The 20,292-nt window shown below is 71.7% G+C and carries 15 protein-coding genes, 1 tRNA gene and 1 riboswitch; of the genes, 8 read left to right on the top strand and 8 right to left on the bottom strand.

Annotated elements, in window-relative coordinates:
- Positions 1-75 precede the first annotated feature (75 nt).
- Entirely contained in the window at positions 76-900 is an 825-nt protein-coding gene (locus ACFQZY_RS18095) for a 3-keto-5-aminohexanoate cleavage protein (RefSeq protein WP_377418558.1), read from the top strand.
- A gap of 49 nt (positions 901-949) precedes the next feature.
- Here the strand turns inward: ACFQZY_RS18095 and ACFQZY_RS18090 are convergent, their stop codons facing one another.
- Positions 950-1,942: a Bug family tripartite tricarboxylate transporter substrate binding protein gene (locus ACFQZY_RS18090; RefSeq protein ID WP_377418555.1), complete on the bottom strand. Its 993-nt coding sequence runs from the start codon at positions 1,940-1,942 to the stop codon at positions 950-952.
- Between the two features lie 60 nt (positions 1,943-2,002).
- Positions 2,003-3,304: a sulfatase-like hydrolase/transferase gene (locus tag ACFQZY_RS18085; protein WP_377418552.1), complete on the bottom strand. Its 1,302-nt coding sequence runs from the start codon at positions 3,302-3,304 to the stop codon at positions 2,003-2,005.
- 130 nt (positions 3,305-3,434) lie between these two features.
- Here ACFQZY_RS18085 and ACFQZY_RS18080 point away from each other — a divergent pair, with 130 nt between their 5' ends.
- Together ACFQZY_RS18080 and ACFQZY_RS18075 are read left to right on the top strand one after the other, a co-directional pair.
- Complete coding sequence (locus ACFQZY_RS18080; RefSeq protein ID WP_377418549.1) at positions 3,435-4,346, top strand: LysR family transcriptional regulator; 912 nt, start codon at positions 3,435-3,437, stop codon at positions 4,344-4,346.
- A gap of 199 nt (positions 4,347-4,545) precedes the next feature.
- Complete coding sequence (locus ACFQZY_RS18075) at positions 4,546-5,322, top strand: alpha/beta fold hydrolase (RefSeq protein WP_377418546.1); 777 nt, start codon at positions 4,546-4,548, stop codon at positions 5,320-5,322.
- Positions 5,323-5,362: 40 nt separating this feature from the next.
- On the opposite strand, the gene ACFQZY_RS18070 is transcribed toward ACFQZY_RS18075, so the two are convergent.
- Positions 5,363-6,250, bottom strand: coding sequence for a LysR substrate-binding domain-containing protein (locus ACFQZY_RS18070; RefSeq protein ID WP_377418543.1), 888 nt, complete (start codon positions 6,248-6,250; stop codon positions 5,363-5,365).
- Between the two features lie 158 nt (positions 6,251-6,408).
- Here ACFQZY_RS18070 and ACFQZY_RS18065 point away from each other — a divergent pair, with 158 nt between their 5' ends.
- Entirely contained in the window at positions 6,409-7,341 is a 933-nt protein-coding gene (locus ACFQZY_RS18065) for a dioxygenase (protein ID WP_377418540.1), read from the top strand.
- A 36-nt stretch (positions 7,342-7,377) separates the two neighbouring features.
- Positions 7,378-8,463, top strand: a complete 1,086-nt coding sequence (locus ACFQZY_RS18060) for a TRAP transporter substrate-binding protein (protein ID WP_377418537.1) — start codon at positions 7,378-7,380, stop codon at positions 8,461-8,463.
- Between the two features lie 69 nt (positions 8,464-8,532).
- Here the strand turns inward: ACFQZY_RS18060 and ACFQZY_RS18055 are convergent, their stop codons facing one another.
- From ACFQZY_RS18055 to ACFQZY_RS18045, 3 genes are all read right to left on the bottom strand, one after another.
- A complete protein-coding gene (locus ACFQZY_RS18055; RefSeq protein WP_377418534.1) occupies positions 8,533-9,807 on the bottom strand; it encodes a D-amino acid dehydrogenase in 1,275 nt (424 codons plus the stop codon).
- A gap of 162 nt (positions 9,808-9,969) precedes the next feature.
- Positions 9,970-10,060: riboswitch (glycine riboswitch) on the bottom strand.
- Between the two features lie 11 nt (positions 10,061-10,071).
- The gene (locus tag ACFQZY_RS18050; RefSeq protein ID WP_377418531.1) at positions 10,072-11,265 is read right to left on the bottom strand and encodes a M20 aminoacylase family protein; all 1,194 of its coding nucleotides are present in this window, start codon (positions 11,263-11,265) and stop codon (positions 10,072-10,074) included.
- A gap of 8 nt (positions 11,266-11,273) precedes the next feature.
- Positions 11,274-12,272 carry a Bug family tripartite tricarboxylate transporter substrate binding protein gene (locus ACFQZY_RS18045; protein WP_377418528.1) on the bottom strand — a complete coding sequence of 333 codons (999 nt, stop codon included), beginning with the start codon at positions 12,270-12,272 and terminating at the stop codon, positions 11,274-11,276.
- Between the two features lie 137 nt (positions 12,273-12,409).
- Here ACFQZY_RS18045 and ACFQZY_RS18040 point away from each other — a divergent pair, with 137 nt between their 5' ends.
- Positions 12,410-13,309, top strand: a complete 900-nt coding sequence (locus tag ACFQZY_RS18040) for a LysR family transcriptional regulator (RefSeq protein ID WP_377418525.1) — start codon at positions 12,410-12,412, stop codon at positions 13,307-13,309.
- An 81-nt stretch (positions 13,310-13,390) separates the two neighbouring features.
- Here the strand turns inward: ACFQZY_RS18040 and ACFQZY_RS18035 are convergent.
- Positions 13,391-13,466 (bottom strand) — tRNA-Ala (locus tag ACFQZY_RS18035).
- Between the two features lie 203 nt (positions 13,467-13,669).
- Here ACFQZY_RS18035 and ACFQZY_RS18030 point away from each other — a divergent pair.
- The gene (locus tag ACFQZY_RS18030) at positions 13,670-15,775 is read left to right on the top strand and encodes a hypothetical protein (RefSeq protein ID WP_377418522.1); all 2,106 of its coding nucleotides are present in this window, start codon (positions 13,670-13,672) and stop codon (positions 15,773-15,775) included.
- Positions 15,776-15,821: 46 nt separating this feature from the next.
- Positions 15,822-16,667, top strand: coding sequence for an alpha/beta hydrolase (locus ACFQZY_RS18025; RefSeq protein ID WP_377418519.1), 846 nt, complete (start codon positions 15,822-15,824; stop codon positions 16,665-16,667).
- Here the strand turns inward: ACFQZY_RS18025 and ACFQZY_RS18020 are convergent.
- On the bottom strand, positions 16,639-20,292 hold the full coding sequence (locus ACFQZY_RS18020; protein WP_377418516.1) for a DUF748 domain-containing protein: 3,654 nt from the start codon (positions 20,290-20,292) through the stop codon (positions 16,639-16,641). The genes ACFQZY_RS18025 and ACFQZY_RS18020 overlap by 29 nt on opposite strands.

Genomic DNA, 20,292 nt, shown 5'->3' with positions numbered 1-20,292 from the left:
CCGGTTCCAGGCGCATCCCATGATCCCACCGGCAGGGCGCGGCGCGCCGGCCGGTGTCCCACGCAGACACGCTCCATGACCACCCCCTGCATCATCACCGTCGCGATCACGGGCTCGCTGCCCCAGAAGCGCGACAACCCGGCCGTGCCCATCACCGTCCAGGAGCAGATCGAATCCACCCACGAGGCCTTCGAGGCCGGCGCTTCCCTGGTGCACCTGCATGTGCGCAACGACGACGGGACCGCGACCTCGTCGCCCGAGCGCTTCGCGCAGGTCATGGACGGGATCCGCAAGCACTGCCCGGACATGATCATCCAGTTCTCGACGGGCGGCCGCTCCGGCGCCGGCCGCGAGCGCGGCGCGCACCTGGCCCTCAAGCCCGACATGGGCTCGCTGGCCACCGGCTCGGTGAACTTCCCGACCCGGGTCTACGACAACAGCCCGGACCTGGTGGAGTGGCTGGCCACCGAGATGCGCGAGCACGGCATCAAGCCGGAGATCGAGGCCTTCGACCTGTCGATGATCTTCCAGGCCGCGAACCTGCAGCAGCGGGGCCTCATCCAGGGCCCCCTGCATGTGCAGTTCGTGATGGGCATCCGCAACGCGATGCCGGTCGACCGCGAGGTGCTGGAGTTCTACGTGCGCACCCTGCAGCGCGTGGCCCCGGGCGCCACCTGGACCGGCGCCGGCATCGGCCGCGACCAGATGACGATGGCGCGCTGGTCGCTGGAGCTGGGTGGCCACTGCCGCACGGGCATGGAAGACAACGTGCGCCTCGACAAGGACACGCTGGCACCGTCCAACGCGGCGCTGGTGCGTGCCGTGGTCCGGCTGTGCGAGGCGCACGGCCGCCCCGTCGCCAGCGCCCGGCAGGCCCGCCAGCTGCTCGGCCTGCACTGAACCGGGCGCCCTTGCGAGGTCAGGCCGGCGGCCATGACCTCGCGGCGGTTCAGTTTGCGGTGATGTTGGCGGCCTTGATCACGGCGCCCCAGCGGGCCGTCTCGGCCTCGATCAGCGCGCCCAGCTCCTCGGGCGTGGAACTGACGGCGGCCATCCCCATCTCGACGAACTTCGCCTTGACTTCCGGCTTGGCCATGATGCGCGCGATCTCGGTGTGGAGCCGCTCGACGATCGGCCTGGGCGTCCCGGCCTTCACCACGATCGCGTCCCAGCTGCTGGTGTCGAGCTTGCCCATGCCCTGCTCCGACAGCGTGGGAACGCTGGGCAGGATCGGCAGGCGGTTCGGGCCCACGATGCCCAGCGCCCGCACCTTGCCGGTGTTGACCAGCGGAGCGGCCACGCTGCTGGTCATGAACATGAACTGCACGCGATTGCTCAGGAGGTCGGGCACCGACTGGGAGAACGACTGGTAGGGCACATGCGAGGCCTGGACCTTCTCCTGGTTCTTGAACAGCTCACCCGCCAGGTGGGCCGGAGTCCCGTTGCCGGTAGAGGCGAAGTTCAGCTGGTTGGGTTTCGCGCGCAGCAAGGCCACGAACGACTTCATGTCGGTGGCCGGCAGGTCGTTGTTGACGACCAGGACGGTACCGATGCGGCTGATCTGCGAGACCGGCTGCAGCTCCTTGGCCAGATCGACCTTCTGGGCCGGCAGCAGCGCCGACGCCGTCGTCACCGGCGTGAGGAGGCAGTAGAGCGTGTAGCCGTCCGCGGGTTGCCGCAGGAGCTCCTGGAGCGCCACCAGGCCGATGGCGCCCGGCTTGTTCTCGACCACGACCGGCTGCTGCAGGGCCGTGGCGAGGTAGGTGGCCACGACGCGCGAGGACAGGTCCGGTGGCGAGCCGGCGGTGTAGGGCACGAGCAGCCGCAGCGGCTTGACGGGCCAGGCCTGGGCCAGGCTGGCGCCGGCCAGGCTCGCGCCCAGCGCAAGGACCGTCATGCCGCGCAGCACGCTGCGCCGTTGGCTCGAGTGAGAAGGGGTCATGGCTTGTCTCCTTGTTGTCATCATGAAATTGCGGGTCCGGGGGCCTGGCGCACGGCGCGCTCAAGGCATGTCTTTCTTCGTGTAGACCAGCGTGACCGAGGCGTCCTCCGGGATGGGGGGCAGCGAGCGGTCCCACTGCTCGAAGCTGTCACGCATCTCGGCCAGCTTGTCCGGGTGGCGGTGCATCTGGTTGGCGCGCTCCCGCGCGTCGGCGGCGAGGTCGAACAGGTACTCGTGTCCCTCCACGCGCAGGTACTTCCAGTTGCCGCGGCGCAGTGCCCGCTGCTGGCGGTAATTCATGCGCCAGCACAACTGGCGCTCCTGCACCCGTGCGGCATCGCGCAGGTGGGGCAGGATGGACAGGCCGTCGAACGGGTGGTCCAGCTGCGGCCGGGCCTGGGCGGCTTCCAGCAGGGTGGGCACCCAGTCCATGGTGATGATCATTTGCTCGCTCACACCGCCAGCCGGGATCACGGCCGGCCACCGGACGATGTAGGGAACCCGGATGCCGCCTTCGGTCAGGTCCATCTTTCCACCCACCAGGGGCCAGCTGTCGCTGAAACGCTCACCGCCGTTGTCGCTGGTGAAGACCACCAGCGTGTTCTCGTCCAGCCCGAGGCGCTTGAGCTCGGCCATGATCTTGCCGATGCCTTCGTCCATGTGGTGGATCATGCGGTGGTAGGTCTGCACCGAGCCGCCATCGAGGTGGAAGGTCTTGCCCACCAGGGTCTTGGCCAGCGCGTGGTCCTCCCGGGTTTCCCAGGGCCAGTGCGGGGCCGTGTAGTGCAGCGACAGGAAGAACGGCTGGTCCTGGCCGGCGCAGCGCTGGATGAACTCCACGCTGCGGTCCGACAGCAGGTCGGTCAGGTAGGTGTCGTCGTCCACCGGCACGCCGTTGTGCCAGAGGTCCTTCTTGCCGTTCGGCGCCGTGTGGGTGAAGTAATCGATGCCCCCCGACATGAGCCCGAAGTGCTCGTCATAGCCGCTCTTCAGCGGCCCGAAATGCGGCTCGTGGCCCAGGTGCCATTTGCCGACCAGGGCGGTCCGGTAGCCGGCTTCGCGCAGCAGGGACGGCAGCGTCTGGTGCGACGGCGGCAGGCCGTGCGTGCTGCGCGTGGCGTTGGGGCCATGCAGGGGTTCGTCCTGCGCGCCGCGGAAGTGGTACTGGTAGCGGCCGGTCATGAGCGCGAACCGCGTGGGCGAGCAGACGGGCGAGTTGGCATAGCCCTGGGTGAAGCGGATGCCTTCGCTGGCCATCCGGTCGAGATGGGGCGAGACGGGCTCGCGTCCGCCGTAGCAGCCGAGGTCGGCATAACCGAGGTCGTCGGCCAGGATGAAGATGATGTTGGGCTTTCCGGTCACTGCAAGGTCTCGCGATTCGGTGATCAAGGCGGGCTGACAAGCCCTGCGCCGGGCGGCAGTGTCCCCGGAAAGGGCATGCAAGAATAGGTTGAAAATCGTCTTACCCATAACCAATGAACATGGATTGACCATGCAGCTGTACCAACTGCGTGCACTGGTCGCGGTCGCCGATGCCGGCAGCGTCAGCGCGGCGGCCCGCAGCCTGGGCGTGTCCCAGCCCGCCGTCACGCGGGCACTCAAGCAACTGGAGATCGACGTCAGGGCCACCCTGCTGTACCGCCACAGCGCGGGCGTTGCCCTGACCGACTACGGCACCGCCTTGCTGGCCCATGCCCGCCTGATCGTCAAGGCGGCGGACAAGGCGGACCAGCACATCTCGCAGATGGTCGATGCGCGTGGCGGCACCTTGTCCGTGGCTTCTTCCGCCACGCCCTTCATGCTGGTGCTCCCGAGCGCGCTGGAGCTCGTCCGGCGACAGTTCCCGGGGCTCGACGTGCGCCTGCAGGAGGCTGTCTACCCCACGGTCCTGGGCCTGTTTCGCGACGGATCGATCGACTTCGCGATCGGGCCGGTGCCCGCGGAGGGCCTGGGCGCCGAGTTCACCTGCCAGCCGCTGTTCGAGGTCGCGCTGACCGTGGTCCTGCGGCGGGGGCATCCGCTGGCCAGGCGGAAGTCGCTTCAGGCCCTGACCGACCTGCAGTGGATCCTCAGTGGCCCGAAGAACGGCCCCGGGGCCATTCACGACCGGGCCTTCCGGGACGCCGGCCTGGAGCCGCCCGTGTGCCGCACGCACTGCGAGTCGGTCGCTGCGGCCGTGCACTTCGTTGCCCACAGCGATGCCGCCAGCTTCGTGCCACGCCCCATCGCCGAAGCGTTCGAGCAAAGCCGGCTCGTCACCCTCGTGGACATCGCGGAGCCCACCCCGCCGATGCGGATTTCCCTGGTGCAGCCCAGCCAGTCGATCCTCACGCCGGCAGGCCAGGCGCTGTACTCGGCGATCCGTACGGTCAGCCGGTCGCTGCCGGGCGCGAAGCCCCTCTGAGTCCCCACCGGGGAGTCGCCGGTCTGATCGATTCAGTCGATCGGTCCATCCGAAACACGTCATTGGACGAGCGAGACGGGGCTGCTTAGGATCCATGCGCCTGGGCCGGGCACATGCCAGCCAGGCCACCGGGGCACGGCCACACGCGGCCCTGGCGCCCGGCGATCGCCCACGCTTTCCTTCAACACGACCGATACCGATGCTTCCCTTGAATACCGTGCGACAGGGCCAGGGCCCGCTGGTGATCCTCAGCCATGCCTTGGGCTGCGACCTGACGATGTGGGACGGTGTCGCCGACGCCCTGCAGGACCGCTACACCGTGCTGCGCTATGACCACCGGGGCCACGGACGCTCGCCCGCCACCGGCGAGGCCTACACCATGGCCGACCTGGCCGATGACGCCGCGGCATTGATCCGGGCCCAGGGCGAGCCGGCGCATTTCGTCGGGCTGTCCATGGGCGGCATGACGGCCCAGGCCCTGGGCGCGCGCCACCCCGGGTTGGCCCGCAGCCTGGTGATCGCGAACTCGGCCAGTGCCTATGACGAGGCCGCGCGCGCCCTGTGGCAGGCACGGATCGACACCGTCAAGGCGCAGGGGATGGCCGCGATCGCCGAGGGTGCGATGCAGCGCTGGTTCACCCCCGAATTCCGGGCGGACCAGGCGCAGGGCGGCGCCGCGCGCGTGGCCGCCTTGCGCGCTGTCCTCGAGGCGACCGCCCCGGGGCCGTACGCGGCGGCCTGCGACGCGGTGGCCCGCATCGAGCTGGACGCCGGCAATGCGACCATCGACTGCCCGACCCTGGTCATCGCCGGCAGCCGTGATGAGGCGACGCCGCCGGCCCTGTCGGAGCGCATCGCCCAGGCCATCCCGGGGGCTCGGCTGTGCAGCATCGACGCGGCCCACCTGAGCGCCGTCGAGAAGCCGCAGGTCTTTGCCGACTTGCTCGATGAGTTCTGGCGCAGCCTGGCGGCCTGACGCGGCGCCGGCGGGCCGGCTGGACAGGGCAGGGCGCGGCCTACGGCCGTTGCCAATCCAGTTCGCGCAGGCGACGCGCGAACTCCTGCGCGGCCGCGCTGCGTGAGGCGCCGCGGCGCCACAGCAGGCCCGCACTGCGCACCATGCCCGGCGCGTCCAGCGCGAGGGCGCGCAGGTCGGGGTACTGCCAGGTGGCCCGCTCGGGCACGAGGGTCGCCAGGTCCCGGCTCCACCGGCACACGCCCAGCAGGGCCTCCACCGACTCCATCTCCACCGGCACCGTGGGCGTCACCCCCGCGAGGCGGAATTGCTCGTCGATCTGGCGCCGGGTGGCATAGCTGCGCGACAGCAGCGCCAGCGGCACACCCGCCAGCGCCTGCAGCGGGTGCGTCGCTCGCGTGGCCAGGGGGTGCTGCGGGTGGACGGCCAGCATGAGTCGCTCATCGAACAGCGGCTCGGTCTCGATGTCCTCGTGCACCGTCGGATGGAAGCCGATCCCCAGGTCGATCTCCCCGCGCAGCAGCTGCTCCTCGATGGGCCCGGCGCGCAAGGCCCTCACGACCACGGACACGCGCGGGTAGTCGTGGTGAAAGGCGGCCAGGGTGGTCGGCACCACCGTGTTGAGGAAGGTCGGGAAGATGCCCATCGTGAGCTGGCCGGACTGCAGCCCGGTCAGGTCGGCCAGCGCCATCCGCCCGGCTTCCAGCTCCTTCAGGGCCCGCAGCGCGTAGTCCCGGAACTGCGCTCCGGCCTGTGACAGGCGCAGGCCCCGGCCCAGGCGGTCGAACAGGGCCACGTCCAGCTCCTGCTCCAGCTGCCGCAGGCCATGCGAGAGCGTGGACTGCGTGACGAACAGGTTCTGGGCGGACTGCGTGAGGTGCTCGGTCTCCGCGATGTCCAGGAAGTAGCGCAGCTGACGGATTTCCATGGCCGGGATGGTAGCCCGATCGTTCGACTGAGGCGAACGCTCCATCGGAAATTAATCATTGGATTCATTCTTTGGGCCCACTTACGCTCCCTCGTCATCGAGCCCCAGGGCTCCCTCACACCCGCAGATTCCCCATCCACCATCACAAGGAGAGACAAGTGAGCAAGAACGAATTCACCGTGGCGCAGCTTCTGGACCGCGTCAACACCGTGCACATCGCCGAAGGCAATCCGCGGGTCCGGGCCCTGGTGGCCAGCATCGTGAGCGACCTGTTCAAGACCATCGACAGGATGAACGTCACTCCCGACGAGTTCTGGGCTGCGACCGACTGGCTCAGCCGCCTGGGCGCCTCCGGCCAGATGGGCCTGATCACCGCCGGCCTGGGCTTCGACCGCCTGCTGGACATCAAGCTGGACGAGGCGGATGCCCAGGCCGGCCGCGCCGCCGGCACGCCCCGCGCCATCGAGGGCCCGCTGTATGTGCCCGGCGCACCGCTGTCCAAGGGCGAAGCCTGGCTCAGCGAGGACAGCCCCTCCAAGGGCGAGGTGTTCGTGATGGAGGGCCGTGTGCTCGACACCGACGGCAAGCCGGTGGCGAATGCCCTGATGGACGTCTGGCACGCCAACGAGGTGGGCGGCTACTCCCACTTCTTCCCGGGCCTCAAGGAGTTCGAGCTGCGCCGCAAGATCGAGACCGACGCCCAGGGCCGCTACCGCTTCCGCTCCGTCCTGCCCCCGGGCTATGCGATTCCCCCCAACAGCCCGACCTCGGAGCTGTTCGACGCGCTGGGCCGCCACGGCCATCGCCCGGCGCACGTTCACTTCTTCATCGTGGCCCCGGGCCTGCGCACCCTGACCACGCAGATCAACGTGCCGGGCGACACTTACCTGGACGACGACTTCGCCTTCGCCACCCGTGACGGCCTGGTGATCGACCTGCAGCGCGTCGCCGCGCCCGCCGGCTACGAATCCCTGGGCATCGCCGCCGGCACGCCGGTCGCCCTGTCGAAGTTCGATTTCGTGATGCAGAAGGCCCGCGACGAGGACGAGGCCAGCCCGCTCACCCGCATGGCCCGCGTGGCTGCGGCCTGACCGGCGCGGACCCCGGACAAGGAAAGGCACATTCGCATGGATCGTCGCTCCCTCCTCAAGACCGGCGGCATCGCCGGTGTCCTGGCCGCCGGCGTCGCGCCCGCGGTGCACGCGCAGGCCACGGTGCGCTGGCGCCTGGCCTCGAGCTTTCCCAAGTCGCTGGACACCATCTTCGGCGGCGCTGAAGTCTTCGCACAGAAGGTGCGCCAGATGTCGGGCGGCAAGTTCGAGGTGTCGGTGCACCCGGCGGGCGAGCTGATGCCCGCCCTGAGCGTGCTCGATGGCGTGCAGAACGGCACGGTCGAGGCCTGCCACACGGCCTCGCTGTACTTCTTCGGCAAGAACGAGGCGTTTGCCATCGGCACCAATGTCCCCTTCGGCATGAACACCCGGCAGATGACCGCCTGGATGCTCGATGGCAACGGCATGAAGCTGATGCGCGAACTCTTCGCCAAGTACAACATCGTCAACTTCCTGGGCGGCAACACCTGCGCGCAGATGGGGGGCTGGTTCCGCAAGGAGATCAAGTCGGCGGCCGACTTCAAGGGCCTGAAGTTCCGCGTGGGCGGCTTCAACGGCAAGATCCTCGAGCGCATGGGCGTGGTCCCGCAGAACATCCCCGGGGGCGACGTGTACGCCTCCCTGGAGAAGGGCACCATCGACGCCGCCGAATTCGTGGGCCCCTATGACGACCAGAAGCTGGGCTTCCACAAGGTGGCGCCCAACTACTACTACCCGGGCTACTGGGAAGGCACGGGCCAGGTCGACTTCCTGATCAACCAGAAGGCGTTCGAGGCGCTGTCCCCCGAGAACAAGGCCATCGTCGAAAGCGCGTCGCTGGCGGCGCACCAGACCATGATCTCGCGGTACGACAGCCGGAACCCGACCGCGCTCAAGCAGCTGGTCGCCAGTGGCGCCAAGCTGCGGCCCTTCCCGCAGGACGTCGTCGCCGGCGCGCACAAGCACGCGCTGGCGCTGTTCGACCAGCTGAGCGACACCAATCCCGACTGGAAGAAGATCTACACCGACTACACCCGGTTCGCGGCCGACGCGCACATGTGGTTCCGCTTCACCGAGACCCCGTTCGACCGCTACATGCAGTCGGTGAAGTCTCCGGCCTGACGACGCCCGGCGCCACGGGCCACCACGGCGCCCCGCCGGCGGCATGCCGCCGGCGGGGCGCCTCTCGTTTCAGCTGGCCTGGGCCGCCGAAGCCGTCGCCGTGATCGGCAGGCGACTTCCGGCCGGCTTCGCGCCCTGCGCCACCAGCTCCCCCAGGAGATCGGCGGTCGCTGCGCTCAGCGTCCATCCCAGGTGGCCATGCCCGGTGTTGTAGAACACGTTGGCCTGCCGGCCCCGGCCGACGCGGGGCATCATGTCCGGCATCATCGGCCGCAGGCCAGCCCAGGGCACCACCTGGCGCGTGCTGACCCCGGGGAAGCATTGCTGCACCCACTCGACCAGCGGCCTGATGCGGTCGGCCCGGATGTCGCGATTGAAGCCGTTGAACTCAGCGGTTCCCGCCACCCGGAAGCGGTCGGCCCCGAGGCGGCTGGTGACCAGCTTGGTCTCATCGTCCAGCAGGCTCACGGTGGGCGCCGCCGCCTGGCTGGCGTCGTCCAGCAGGTTCACCGTGATCGAGTAGCCCTTGACCGGATAGACGTTGATGCGGTCGCCCAGCTGCGCCGCCAGCGCCCGGCTGCCCACGCCGGCGCACACCACGACGGCGTCGAAGGATTCGGTCCGCGAGCCCGTGCCGTCGTCCAGGTCCACGCGCGCGCGGCGGCCGTCGCAATCGAGTGACAGCACGTCCTCGCCGTAGAGGAATTTCACGCCCATTCGCGCGCAGGCCGCGGCCAGGCCCTGCGTGAACTTGTGGATGTCCCCGGTGGAATCGCTCTCGGTGTAGTAGCCGCCGTAGTAGTCGCCCGCCAGCGTCGGCTCGATGGCGCGCATTTCCTGGGGCGTGACGGCCCGGCGCTGCAGGCCGCCGGCGGCCAGCAGCTGCGAGACCTTCCCCGCATGCTCGAAGCCCTTGCGGTCCCGGTAGATGTGGAGGATGCCTTCGCGGCGATGGTCGAAGTCGATGCCTTCGGCCGCGGCCCAGGAAAACAGGTGGTCCCGCGCGACGATCGCCAGGCGCGCCGTCTCGATGGTGTTGGACTCGTACTTGGGGATGCTGGCGATGAACTCGGCGAACCACGAGATCTTGTGCCAGGAGGGTTTGGGGTTGACCAGCAGCGGCGCATCCTGGCGCAGCATCCACTTGAGGCCCTTGAGGAGGGTGGACGGATGGGTCCAGGTCTCGGCGTTGGACGCCGAGAGCTGGCCGCCGTTGGCGAACGAGGTCTCCATGGCGGCATAGCGGTGCCGCTCGATGACGGTGACGCCGTATCCGCGTTGGGCCAGGGCGTAGGCGGTGGTCACGCCGGTGATGCCGCCACCGATCACTGCAAAGGTCTTCATCAGGTTGCTCCAGACGTCGAGAAGGGAGTCCGCCGCGCCAGTCGCGCGTCGAACGCCCCCTCTGTTCGGAACCTGAGAGATTCACCTGCGGTCGCGAGGCGCCGCGGGCTTGCTCCTTCGGTGCGCCGGCGGACGAGGCCAGCGGCTCTTCAGAGTATTCGGGTGCGCGGGCCGGTCCTGGGTACCTGAGAGTTTCCGGGGCGGTTGCTCCTTCGGCGCCGCGCCGTGACGCGGTCTCTCCCGGCTCGCGCAGTGGTGGAGGGGTCAGGCGCCAGCGGGCTCCTTCAGGTATCGGGCCACCAGGCCCGCCCAGAAGCGCGCGCCCGGCTCGATGATCTCGTCGTTGAAGTCGTAGCCCGGGTTGTGGACCATGCAGGCGCCCGGGGTCCCCGGGCCGCCGTTGCCGACATAGACATAGCTGCCAGGCACCTTTTCCAGCATGAAAGCGAAGTCCTCGCTGGCGGTCAGCGGCTGGCCCTCGGGATTCACCCGGTCCGGCCCGAACAGGTCCAGCGCCACCTGGGTCGCCAGGCGGGTTTCGTCCGGCGTGTTCACCAGCACGGCGTAGCCGTCACGCCAGTCGATGTCGGCCTTCACCTTGAAGCTGGCGGCCTGCAGGTTCACCAGGTCGCAGATGCGCTCCTTGAGCAGCGTGCGCACCTGCGGGTCCAGGGCGCGCACGCTCAATTCGAGCGTGGCGAGGTCCGGGATGATGTTGTTGGCCGTTCCGGCATGCATGGCGCCGACGGTGACCACCGCGGATTTCAAGGGGTCCACGTTGCGCGACACCACGGTCTGGAGCGCCGTGACGATGGCCGCCGTGGCGACCACGGTGTCGGCGGTGGTCTGCGGCATGGCCCCGTGGCCGCCCACGCCGCGCAGCGTGATGGTGACGTTGTCGCTGGACGCCATGGTCGGCCCCACCCGGAAGTGGAAGGACCCGGCCTCCAGGCCCGGCATGTTGTGGAGCGCGAACACCGCGTCGCAGGGGAAGCGCTCGAACAGGCCGTCCTCCATCATGCGCAAGGCGCCACCGGCGCCTTCTTCCGCGGGCTGGAAGATCAGGTTCAGGGTGCCGTCGAAGTCCACGTCCTCCGCGATCAGGCGGGCCGCCGCCAGGAGGGTGGCGGTGTGGCCGTCATGCCCGCAGGCATGCATCACGCCGGCATGGCGGCTGCTCCATTCGCGCCCGTTGTCCTCGGTGATGGGAAGCGCGTCCATGTCGGCCCGCAGGCCCAGGGCCCGGGAACCGGCGCCGCGCTGCAGGCGGCCCACCACGCCCGTGCCGCCGATGCCCGTCGTGACCTCGTAGCCCCAGCCGGCCAGCTTGGCCGCCACCAGGGCCGCCGTGCGGTGCTCCTGGAAAGCCATCTCGGGATGGGCGTGGATGTCGCGGCGGATCTGGATGAACTCGCCGACGCGCTGCGACAGCGAGTGCCCCAGGTAGGTCTCCTTCATGGCCGCACTCACTGGGGCTGCAGGTTCATCGAGCGGGCGATGGCGCGGTACTTGTCGGTGTTGTCGGCGTAGACCTTGCCCATCGCCGCCAGCGGCTGCGGTCGCGGCACGATCATGGCCTGCGCCTCCAGGGCCGAGCGGACGCCGGGGTCGTTGGCCACTTCGCTCAGGGCCCTGTGCAGGGCCTGCACGATGGGCTCGGGCGTGTCCTTGCGCACGAAGTAGCCCGACCAGGTGTCGAAGACGAAGGTCTTGAGCGGCGCGGCATCGTGCAGCGGCGGGGCCTTCTTCAGAGGCTCCTGGCGATCGGCCGACAGCACTGCCACCGCCTTGAGCTTGCCCTCGTCGACGAGCGCGATCTGGCCCTTGCCGTAGGGGGAGATGAACACGTCCACCAGCCCGGCCATCAGGTCCTGGAAGGCCGGGGCCGCGCCCTTGTACGGCACGTGGGTCATCGGGATGCCGGTCTGCCTGGACATGTGCTCGCCCAGGAGGTGGTACATGGAGCCGGGGCCCACGCTGGCATAGGTCAGGGGCTTGCCGTCGGCCGCGCCCTTGCGGGCATAGGCCAGCAGCTCGTCCCCGTTGCTGGCGGGCAGGTCCCTGCGCGCGAACATCGCCATCGGGTTGATGGTGATCATCTGGACCAGGCGGAAGTCCTCGGGCTTGTACTTGATGGCGGCGTTCGACAGGGGCGCCAGGATCAGCTCGTTGGGCGAGCCCTGGAAGATGACATGGCCGTCGGCCGGGCTGGCCAGCACCTTCTGCGCCGCGATGCCGCCGCTGGCGCCGCCCAGGTTCTCCACGATCACCGGCTGGCCCAGGTGCTTGCCCAGGGTGGTGCTCAGGGTGCGGGCGACCACGTCGGACACGCCGCCCGCCGGGTAGGGAACCATCAGCGTCACCGGCTTGGACGGGAAGGTCTGCGCGGCGGCGGCGCCGGCCAGCGACAGGCCGGCGAGGGTGGCCGCGGCGCGGCGGAGGAAGTGGCGTTTGCTGGCGGTCATGGAGCGGGTCTCGTGTGCGGGGGTTGCCTGCCGGATCAGCAGGTAAGACCCATGCTAGGGAGGGGAAAACGATGTGTCCAATGCATTATTTTCCTGTTCATCATTCGGGGAGCGCATCTTTCTTGCTTTAGCGTGACATGAACATCCGCCACCTCGAACACTTCCTGGCTGTCGCCGAAACCGGGTCCTTCAGCCGCGCGGCGGAGAAGCTGCACCTGACCCAGTCGGCACTGAGCCGCAGCATCCAGGCGCTGGAGTCCGAGGTCGGCGGGCTGCTGCTGGACCGCGTCGGCAAGCGCAACGAGCTGTCGGTGCTGGGCCGCCAGCTGCTGCAGCGGGCGCGGCGCATCGTCCTGGAGGCCTCCGAGCTCAAACGCGGTGCCGAGTTGATGCGCGAGTCCCATGCCGGCGTGATGCGGGTGGGCCTGGGCTCCGGGCCCGGCGCCATCCTGATGACGCCGCTGATGTGCCACATGGCGCTGGCGCATCCCCAGGTGAGGGTCAAGGTGGTGCGGGGGCCGACGCAATTGCAGCTGATCCAGCTGCGGGACCGCCAGCTGGATGCGCTGGTGGTGGACATGCGTCTGGTTCCGCCGGCGGAAGACCTGAACATCGAGCCGGTCGCCGAGATGGCCGGCGGCTGGATGGTGCGCAACGGGCACCCCCTGCTGAGGGAGAAGGTGGTGACGCTGGATGACCTGCTGGCCTATCCCATCGCCTCCACGCCCCTGTCCGATGAGGTGGCCCGGCTCCTGGTCGGCCAGTACGGCCCCAAAGCCAATCCGGCGCAGTTCCGGACGCTGGAGTGCGATGACATCGAAAGCCTGATCGACGTGACCGAGCGCACCGATGCGGTGCTGCTGGGCGTGCTGGCGACCGCGCGGGAGCGGATCGAGGCGGGCTCCCTGGCCGTGCTGCCGGTGCGGCCCGTCCTGAAGGCGACCGCACGGTTCGTCTACGTGACCCTGGCCGGGCGCAGCGAAGCGCCGGTGATGTCGCTGCTGCGCCAGTTCGTGGCGCAGCGCATGGTGGATTGACGCCTGGGCGAGAGGCCGGACTGCGCGTCGAATGGCGGGCCAAAAAAAAGTCCTTGGCATGCAAGGACTTTTTCGAATGTGTGGTGGAGAGGAGGAGGATCGAACTCCCGACCTTCGCATTGCGAACGCGACGCTCTCCCAGCTGAGCTACCCCCCCACGGAGAGCTTCATTGTAACCCCAAGTCCGGCGGCGGATCGGCCTGCGCGCCTTTTTGCGCGCGCGTTGCGAACTGTTGAGTCCTTTGGTGTTCATGGTTAGGATGCGCAGGACAGACCCGTTGTCCACAGGGCCAGCAACTCCAGGGAGAGTCCCGGGCGGCCCGTCAGGCCGCCGCAGCGCATGCTGCGAAGGAGTCCCTCATGGACGGCGACCGCAAGATTTCCCCCAGCGTCCCGGGGCTGTCCCCGCCCTCCGCCGGGCGCATGCGCAGCTTCTCCGACCCCACCCACGACCGCGGCACGCCCGCCGAGGCCGACCTGTTCGGCCCCGCCATCGGCGAATCGCCGGGCGCCGTGGCCGTGGCGATCGCCGGCCAGTTCCCGCGTGAGGCCGACGCGCCAGCGCGGGCCGAGATCGCCGCGCGCGTGGCCGTGCGGCTGGTGGCCGCGGCCTCGCACCTGACCGCGGCCCAGCGCACCGCCGCGATGCAGGCCCTGGTGGCCGGCGCCGGCGGCTGGCGCGAGGCCTTCGAGGCCCTGGCGCGGGCCGGCGAGTCGCTGTCCCCGCCCGTGATCCGCGACCTCATGGCCGGCGTGGCCGAGGGCCTGGGCGGCCGCCACCTGGCCGCCGCGACCCGCAGCGAACTCGTCGCCACCGTGGTGCGAGCCACCGCGCTGGACGCCAGCCCCGGCCTGGCGCCGGTCCCGGCGGCGGCCTGCGTGGAGGCGGTCCTGTCCACCTTCGGCCTGGCCAGCGCCGGCCCGGCCCTGCGCCAGGCCTGCCTGGACGACGTGCTCGAGGCCTTCGCCAGCGTCCCGCGCGGCGACATAGAGGACGGCACGCTCACCGCCCTGGTGGAGGCCTATGGCCTGGCGCTGGAGCTGGACGGCCAGGGGCGCGACCTGCGGGGTTGGCTATTCGATGCCCTGGCCGAGGCGGCCTCGGCCGGCCGGCTCGACGCCGACGGCTTGGGCGAGGCCATCGAGGGCCTGTCCGAAGCCGCCGCCGGCGGCGACGCGGGCAGCGGCCTCGGCCCCTGGCTGCTGGCCCGCACCCTCGAGGCCCGCGCGCAGGTGCAGGGTGACCGCTTCGTGGCGATGGTCGCGGCCTGCGTCCTGGCGCAGGCCCGGCCCACGCTGCAGGTGGAGATGGCGCACGCCCTGTGCGGCCAGGCGCTGGCCGCCGCGCCGCAGCTCGAGGCCCAGGCGCTGCACGACGCGCTGCGGGGCCTGGCCGAAGGCATCTGCGACGCCACCCAGGCCGACTTCGACGCGCCTGTCCAATTGGCCGCCCCGCACCCCTTCGAGCGGGCCGTGCTCGGGCGCGTGCTGATGCACCTGCCGATGCTCGCACCGCCGCAGCGCGAGGCCGCCCTGGCCGGCGTCCTGGCCGGCTTCCAGGGCAGCGAGCCGGACGAGGCGCAGGCCGGGGCCGCCCGCCAGGCCCTGGTGGACGTGCTCGCGCGCCACCTGCCGGGCCTGTCCGCCGAGCCGGCCGCCGCCGTGGTCCGCACCGCGCTGCAGGTGCTGGGCATCGAGGCCGGCGACGGGCCGGCGACGGCGCGCTTCGCGCAGGAGGTGCTGGCCCTGTCGCTGTCCCGCGCGCCGCACCTGGTGCTGGTCTCGATCGACCGCCTGGTGGCCGCCCTGGGCGGCGCGCCCGTGCCGCCGGACGTGGGCGGGGCCCTGCTCCAGGTGGTGCTCGCGCCGCAGGCTCCCCTCGCGGCGGAGCCGCGCGCCGAGGCGGTCCAGGCGGTCGTCGAGGCCGTCGGCGGCGTGGACCTGACGCTGCCCGCGCTCGGCATGCTGGTGCAGCGCCTGGCCGGTGCCGCCCCGGCGCTCGGGGACGAGGCTTGCCTGGCGGCGATGCAGGGCCTGGGCCTGGGCCTGGCGGGGCCGGCCATGCCGCTGCCCCTGCGGGAACGGCTGGTCACCTGGCTGGCCACCCTGCCGGCCACGACCGAACGGGCCACGGTGACCCTGCTGATGGAGGGCCTGGCCACCAGCCTCGACGCGGCCGACAGCCCCCACCTGCAGGCGTGGCTCGCCGCGCGCCTGCCGCTGGCCGGCGGCGGGGCGCAGGGCCTGCGGCGGCTCGACCTGGCCATCGGCCTGGACCGCGCGATCCATCCCTTCGAGGACGACGCCGTGGCCCACCGCCGGCGCGTGGACCTGCTCATGGACATGGGCGAGGGCGCCGAAGACGCCGACGATGCCGGTGCCGCGGGCGGCGCGCCCGGCCGGCCCGGCCGCGAGCCGGGCGCCGGCACGCAGGACCGCAAGCACCCGCGCCGCCCGGGCGCCTGAGTCGTCCCGCGGCGCGCTATAAAGCCGGGGTTCGAGGAGACCCCGCATGAAGTACGACGACACCGAGTGGCTGGAGCAGCAGTACAACAACCGCGCCCGCGTGCCCGAGCACGGCGAGCACCTCGCCCGCTGGGCGCGTGACTCGCAGCGGGTGCGCGCCAGCGCGCCCTGCACGCTCGACATCGCCTACGGCCCCACGCCCGGCCAGGCACTCGACGTGTTCCCCGCGCAGCGCGCCCGCGCGCCGGTGGTGGTCTTCATCCACGGCGGCTACTGGCGTTCGCTGGACAAGGCCGACCACTCCTTCATCGCGCCCGCGTTCACCCAGGCCGGCGCCTGCGTGGTGGTGCCCAACTACGACCTGTGCCCGGCGGTCACCCTGCCCGAGATCACGATGCAGATGGTGCGGGCGCTGGCCTGGACCTGGAAGCACATCGCCGATTTCGGCGGCGACCCGCGCCGCATCACCCTGGCGGGCCACTCGGCCGGCGGCCACCTGGCGGCCATGATGCTGGCCTGCTACTTCAACGACTTCGACCGCTCGCTGCCCTCCGACCTGGTGACGCGCGCGCTGTCGATCTCCGGCCTGTTCGACCTGGAGCCGCTGCGCCACACGCCCTCGCTGCAGGCGGCGCTGCGCCTCACGCCCGAGGACGCCCTGCGCGCCAGCCCCGCGCTGCTGCCGGCGCCGCGCCTGGGCTCGCTCTACGCGGTCGCCGGCGGCAAGGAGAGCATGGAGTTCCTGCGGCACAACGAGTTGATCCGCCAGGCCTGGGGCGCGGCGCGGGTGCCGGTGGTGGAGGCCCTGCCGGGCCTGAACCACTTCAGCATCCTCGACTCGCTGGTGGAGCCGGGCAGCCGCCTCAACCAGCTCGCGCTGTCGCTGCTTTGAGCTCCAGCCGCAGGGGCACCTGCGGCTGCCCGCCGGCGGGGCCGCCCCCGGCCGGCGCCGGCTCGGCCACCTCGATGCGCTGCGCCGCCAGGCGGCCGGCCTGCTCCAGGTGCGCGCGCACGGCCTCGCCGCGCTGGCGGGCCAGGCCGGCGAGCTGCGCGGGCGTCACCGGGTAGGTGGGCCGCAGCTGCTCCAGCAGCTTCGCGTAGCGCGCCGCGTCCTCCGGCTTCGCGCTGCGCAGCGCATCCTTCACGTCGTCCAGCAGCTTGAGGCTGAAGCCGCCGCCCGTGCGGGCCTTGAGCTGGCGCTCGATGGCGGACTGCACCTTCGTGTTGAACAGGTCCAGCGGGCCCGGCTGCTCGTTCGGCCCGAGGCGGACGCCGGCCTCGGCCAGCACCGCACGGCGCATGGCCTGCTCCTGCAGCGCGGTGCTGTCCCGCGCGGGGTCGTAGTTGGGGACGATGGCCAGGCGCAGGCCCGGCCGCCGCTCCAGCGCGCGGGCCACCGTGACCAGCTTCTCCTGCTCCTGCGGCGCGAGGGCGGCGCTCGCCGGGTCGAAGGCCACCGCCTGCAGCGTGTCCGACTCCACTCCCAGCAGCCGCCCCAGCGCGCGGAACGGCGCGGTCACCAGGCGCGTGAGCACGTTGGTGAAGGCCCGCCAGATCACGCGCCCGTAGCTGAATTGCGGGTCGTCCAGGTTGCCGGTGACGGGCAGGTCCAGGTCGATCACGCCATCGCTGTCCTGGAGGATGGCGATGGCCAGGTCCAGCGGCAGGTTCACCGCGTCGGGGCTGTCCACCCGCTCGCCGAGCTTGATGCGCTCGATCACGAAGCGGTTCTCGCCCGCGAGCTGGCGGTCCTTGACTTTGTAGGCGAGGTCCACCGAGAGCCGGCCTGCGTCGATGCGCCGGCCGGCGAACTTGCCGGAGTAGGGCGTGAGGCTGGCCATCTCCAGGTTGCGGAACGACAGCCGCAGGTCGGTGGACTCGGTGGCGCGGAACGGCTGCACCGTGCCGCGCACGCGCGCCGAGCCGAACTCCTCGACCCGGCCGTCGAGCTCCACCTGCGCGGTGGTGGCCGGGTCGTTCGACAGCCCGTTGATGACGCCCGACAGCGCGTCGATGTGCGTGCCGAACTGCGGGCGCAGGGACAGGTCCGCGAACTCCAGGCTGGCGTTGTCCACGTGGACGCGGTCCACCGCGACGGCGAAGGGCGCGGCCGGCGCGGCGGCGGGGGCCTGCGGCTTCGGCGCCTGGCCCGCCGGCTGCGGCCGCAGCAGGTGCGTGGCGTTGAGGGTGCCGTCCGCGTCGACGAGGAACTTGCCCACCGGCCGCACCAGCCGCAGGCTGTCGACCTGCAGCCGCCGCGGCGCGAGGTCCAGGCGCACGGTGTCGCTGGAGACCTCCTGCCAGGCGAGGAAGGAGGCGCGCGTGGCCTCCTCCGAGATGGCCAGCTGGCGCACCGCGACGCGGCCGCGGAAGCCGCCGGCCAGGGCGTCCCCGGCCTGGCCCGGCGCGAGGGTGACGCGGCCGCGGACGTCGAGGGTGCCGCCGTCCAGCCGCAGCAGTGCGAATTGCGAGAGGTAGGGGCCCAGCGGGCGCAGGTCCACGCCGTTCGCGCGCAGTTGCAGGTCGGCCCGCAGGGGCTGCGGGCTCCAGCGGCCGGAGGCTTCCAGCGTCCCGCCCGATGCCAGGGGCAGCCGCGCGTTCACCGCCACCGGGCGCTCGCCGGCCAGGGAGAGTTCACGCAGCTCGAGCCGGCCACCGCGCAACTCCAGCGAGGCCGGTGTGGCCAGGCCGCGGTCCTCGAGGCGCAGGCCGGCGTCCTCGAGGGCGAGGCGGCCGAGGCTGGCCGTCCAGCCCGGCCCGCCGGAGGCCGCGGCCTGCGGGGCCGCGCCACGCCGGGCGGACGCGGCGCGTGGCGCCGCCGGGGTGCGCGGCTCCAGCAGGGCCTGCCAGTTCAGGGGCTGGTCGACGCCGGGGCGCAGCACCCGCGAGCGCAGGCCCGAAAGCACCAGGCTGTCCAGCCGCGCCGTGCGTGCCGCCAGGCTGGCGCGACCGCCCTCGAGGCGCAGGCGGGCCAGGGTCGCCGCGGGCTGCGGCTCGAGCGCCGACTTCAGCGAAACGCCGGTCACGTCGCCGGCCAGCCCTGTGAGCGCGATCCCGCCGTCCGCCTCGCCGATGCCGAAGGCCAGGTCGATGCCGCTGACGGCGATGTCCAGCGGCGCCTTGAAGGCGTCGTCGCGGTGCTGCGCCTGCCAGCGCTCCAGGCGCACCCGCTCCACGGCGATGCGCAGGGGGCCGGCCTGGGCCGCCGCCGGGGCCGAGGGGGCGGCGCGGGGGGGCTGCCCGGGGGCGGCCAGGGCCTCGGCCAGCGCCTGCCAGTCCAGGGCGCCGGAGGCATCCCGCCGCGACTGCACGCGCCCCTCCTGCAGCACGACGTCGGCCGCCCGCAGGCGGCGCGACGCGAGATCGAAGGCCACGCCGGCGGCCTGGCCCTGCGCGAGGCTGAACAGGTCGCGCCCCTGCCGCGACAGCCGCACGTCGCGCAGCGCCAGGGCGAGGTCCTGGACGGCGAACGCCGCCGGCTCGCGCAGGTCCAGCGCGACGCGCGGGGCGCGCACCTGCACCTGATGCGCCTGCACGCGGGCCGGCGCGGATGGCGGTGCCTGCAGGTCGGCGCCGGGGCCTTCCAGCGTGAGCGTGAGGTCCTGGAGGCGCGCCTGCAGGTAGGGCGCCGGCGTGCCCTGCACGAGGTCCACCCGGTAGCCGAAACGCGCGCCGGCCTCGCCGGAGACGCCGGCCACCGGCAGGCCGGGCGCCTTCACCAGTTCCAGCAGGCGGGCCAGTTGCAGGCCCTGCAGATCGACCTCGCCCTGCGAGGCCGGCGGGTTCAGCGCGAAGTCGCCCTTCCAGCGCAGGCTGCCGCCCTGCTGCGGCAGCCTGGCCTGCAGCAGGTGGTGGCCGCGGTCGTCGGGCAGGGTGGAGAGTTCCTCGAGCGTGAGGTCCAGCGGCTGCAGCGCGGCGCGCAGGGGCGATGCGGGTCGCGCCTGCACGTAGTCGATGCCGCCGCCGGTGAGTTCGAGGCGGTCCACCCGCAGGCGGGGCAGGGTGGTGGCGGGCGGCGGCGGCGGGCCGTCGCCGGCCAGGGCGGCGAGCAGGCCGGCCCAGTTCAGGCGGCCCTCGCCATCGGTTTCCAGGTGCACCCGCGGCCCGGCCAGGCGGATCTCGCGGAAGTGCCAGGCCCAGCGCAGGAGGCTGTCGGCCTGGAAGTCGGCTTCGAGCCGGTCGAAGCCCGCCAGCGGCCCGCCGTCGGGGCGCGTGAGCCGCAGGCCCTCGACGGTGAGGCGCAGCCGCCACGGGTCCAGCGCCACCCGGCCGACCTCGGCGCGGCTCGCGAGCTTCTCCTGGGCGAGGCGGGGCAGGGAGGCGCGCACCAGCGGCTCGAAGGCCAGGTAGGCGAAGCCGGCATGCAGGGCCAGCAGCAGGCCCAGCGCCAGCAGGAGACGCCCGCTCCAGCCGAGCCGGGCGCCGTGGCGGCCGGGAGGCCTGGGAGCCGCCGGGGTGGCGGTGGCGGGGCCGGGCGCCGCGTCGGCGGCCGGTGCGGGGCTCGGCGTGAGGCTCAT

It is taken from the genome of Ramlibacter sp. GCM10027632 (genome assembly GCF_042675325.1).
Taxonomy (GTDB): domain Bacteria; phylum Pseudomonadota; class Gammaproteobacteria; order Burkholderiales; family Burkholderiaceae_C; genus Ramlibacter.
Note: the sequence above shows the minus strand (reverse complement) of the source record. Positions and strands in the feature narration are given on the sequence as shown.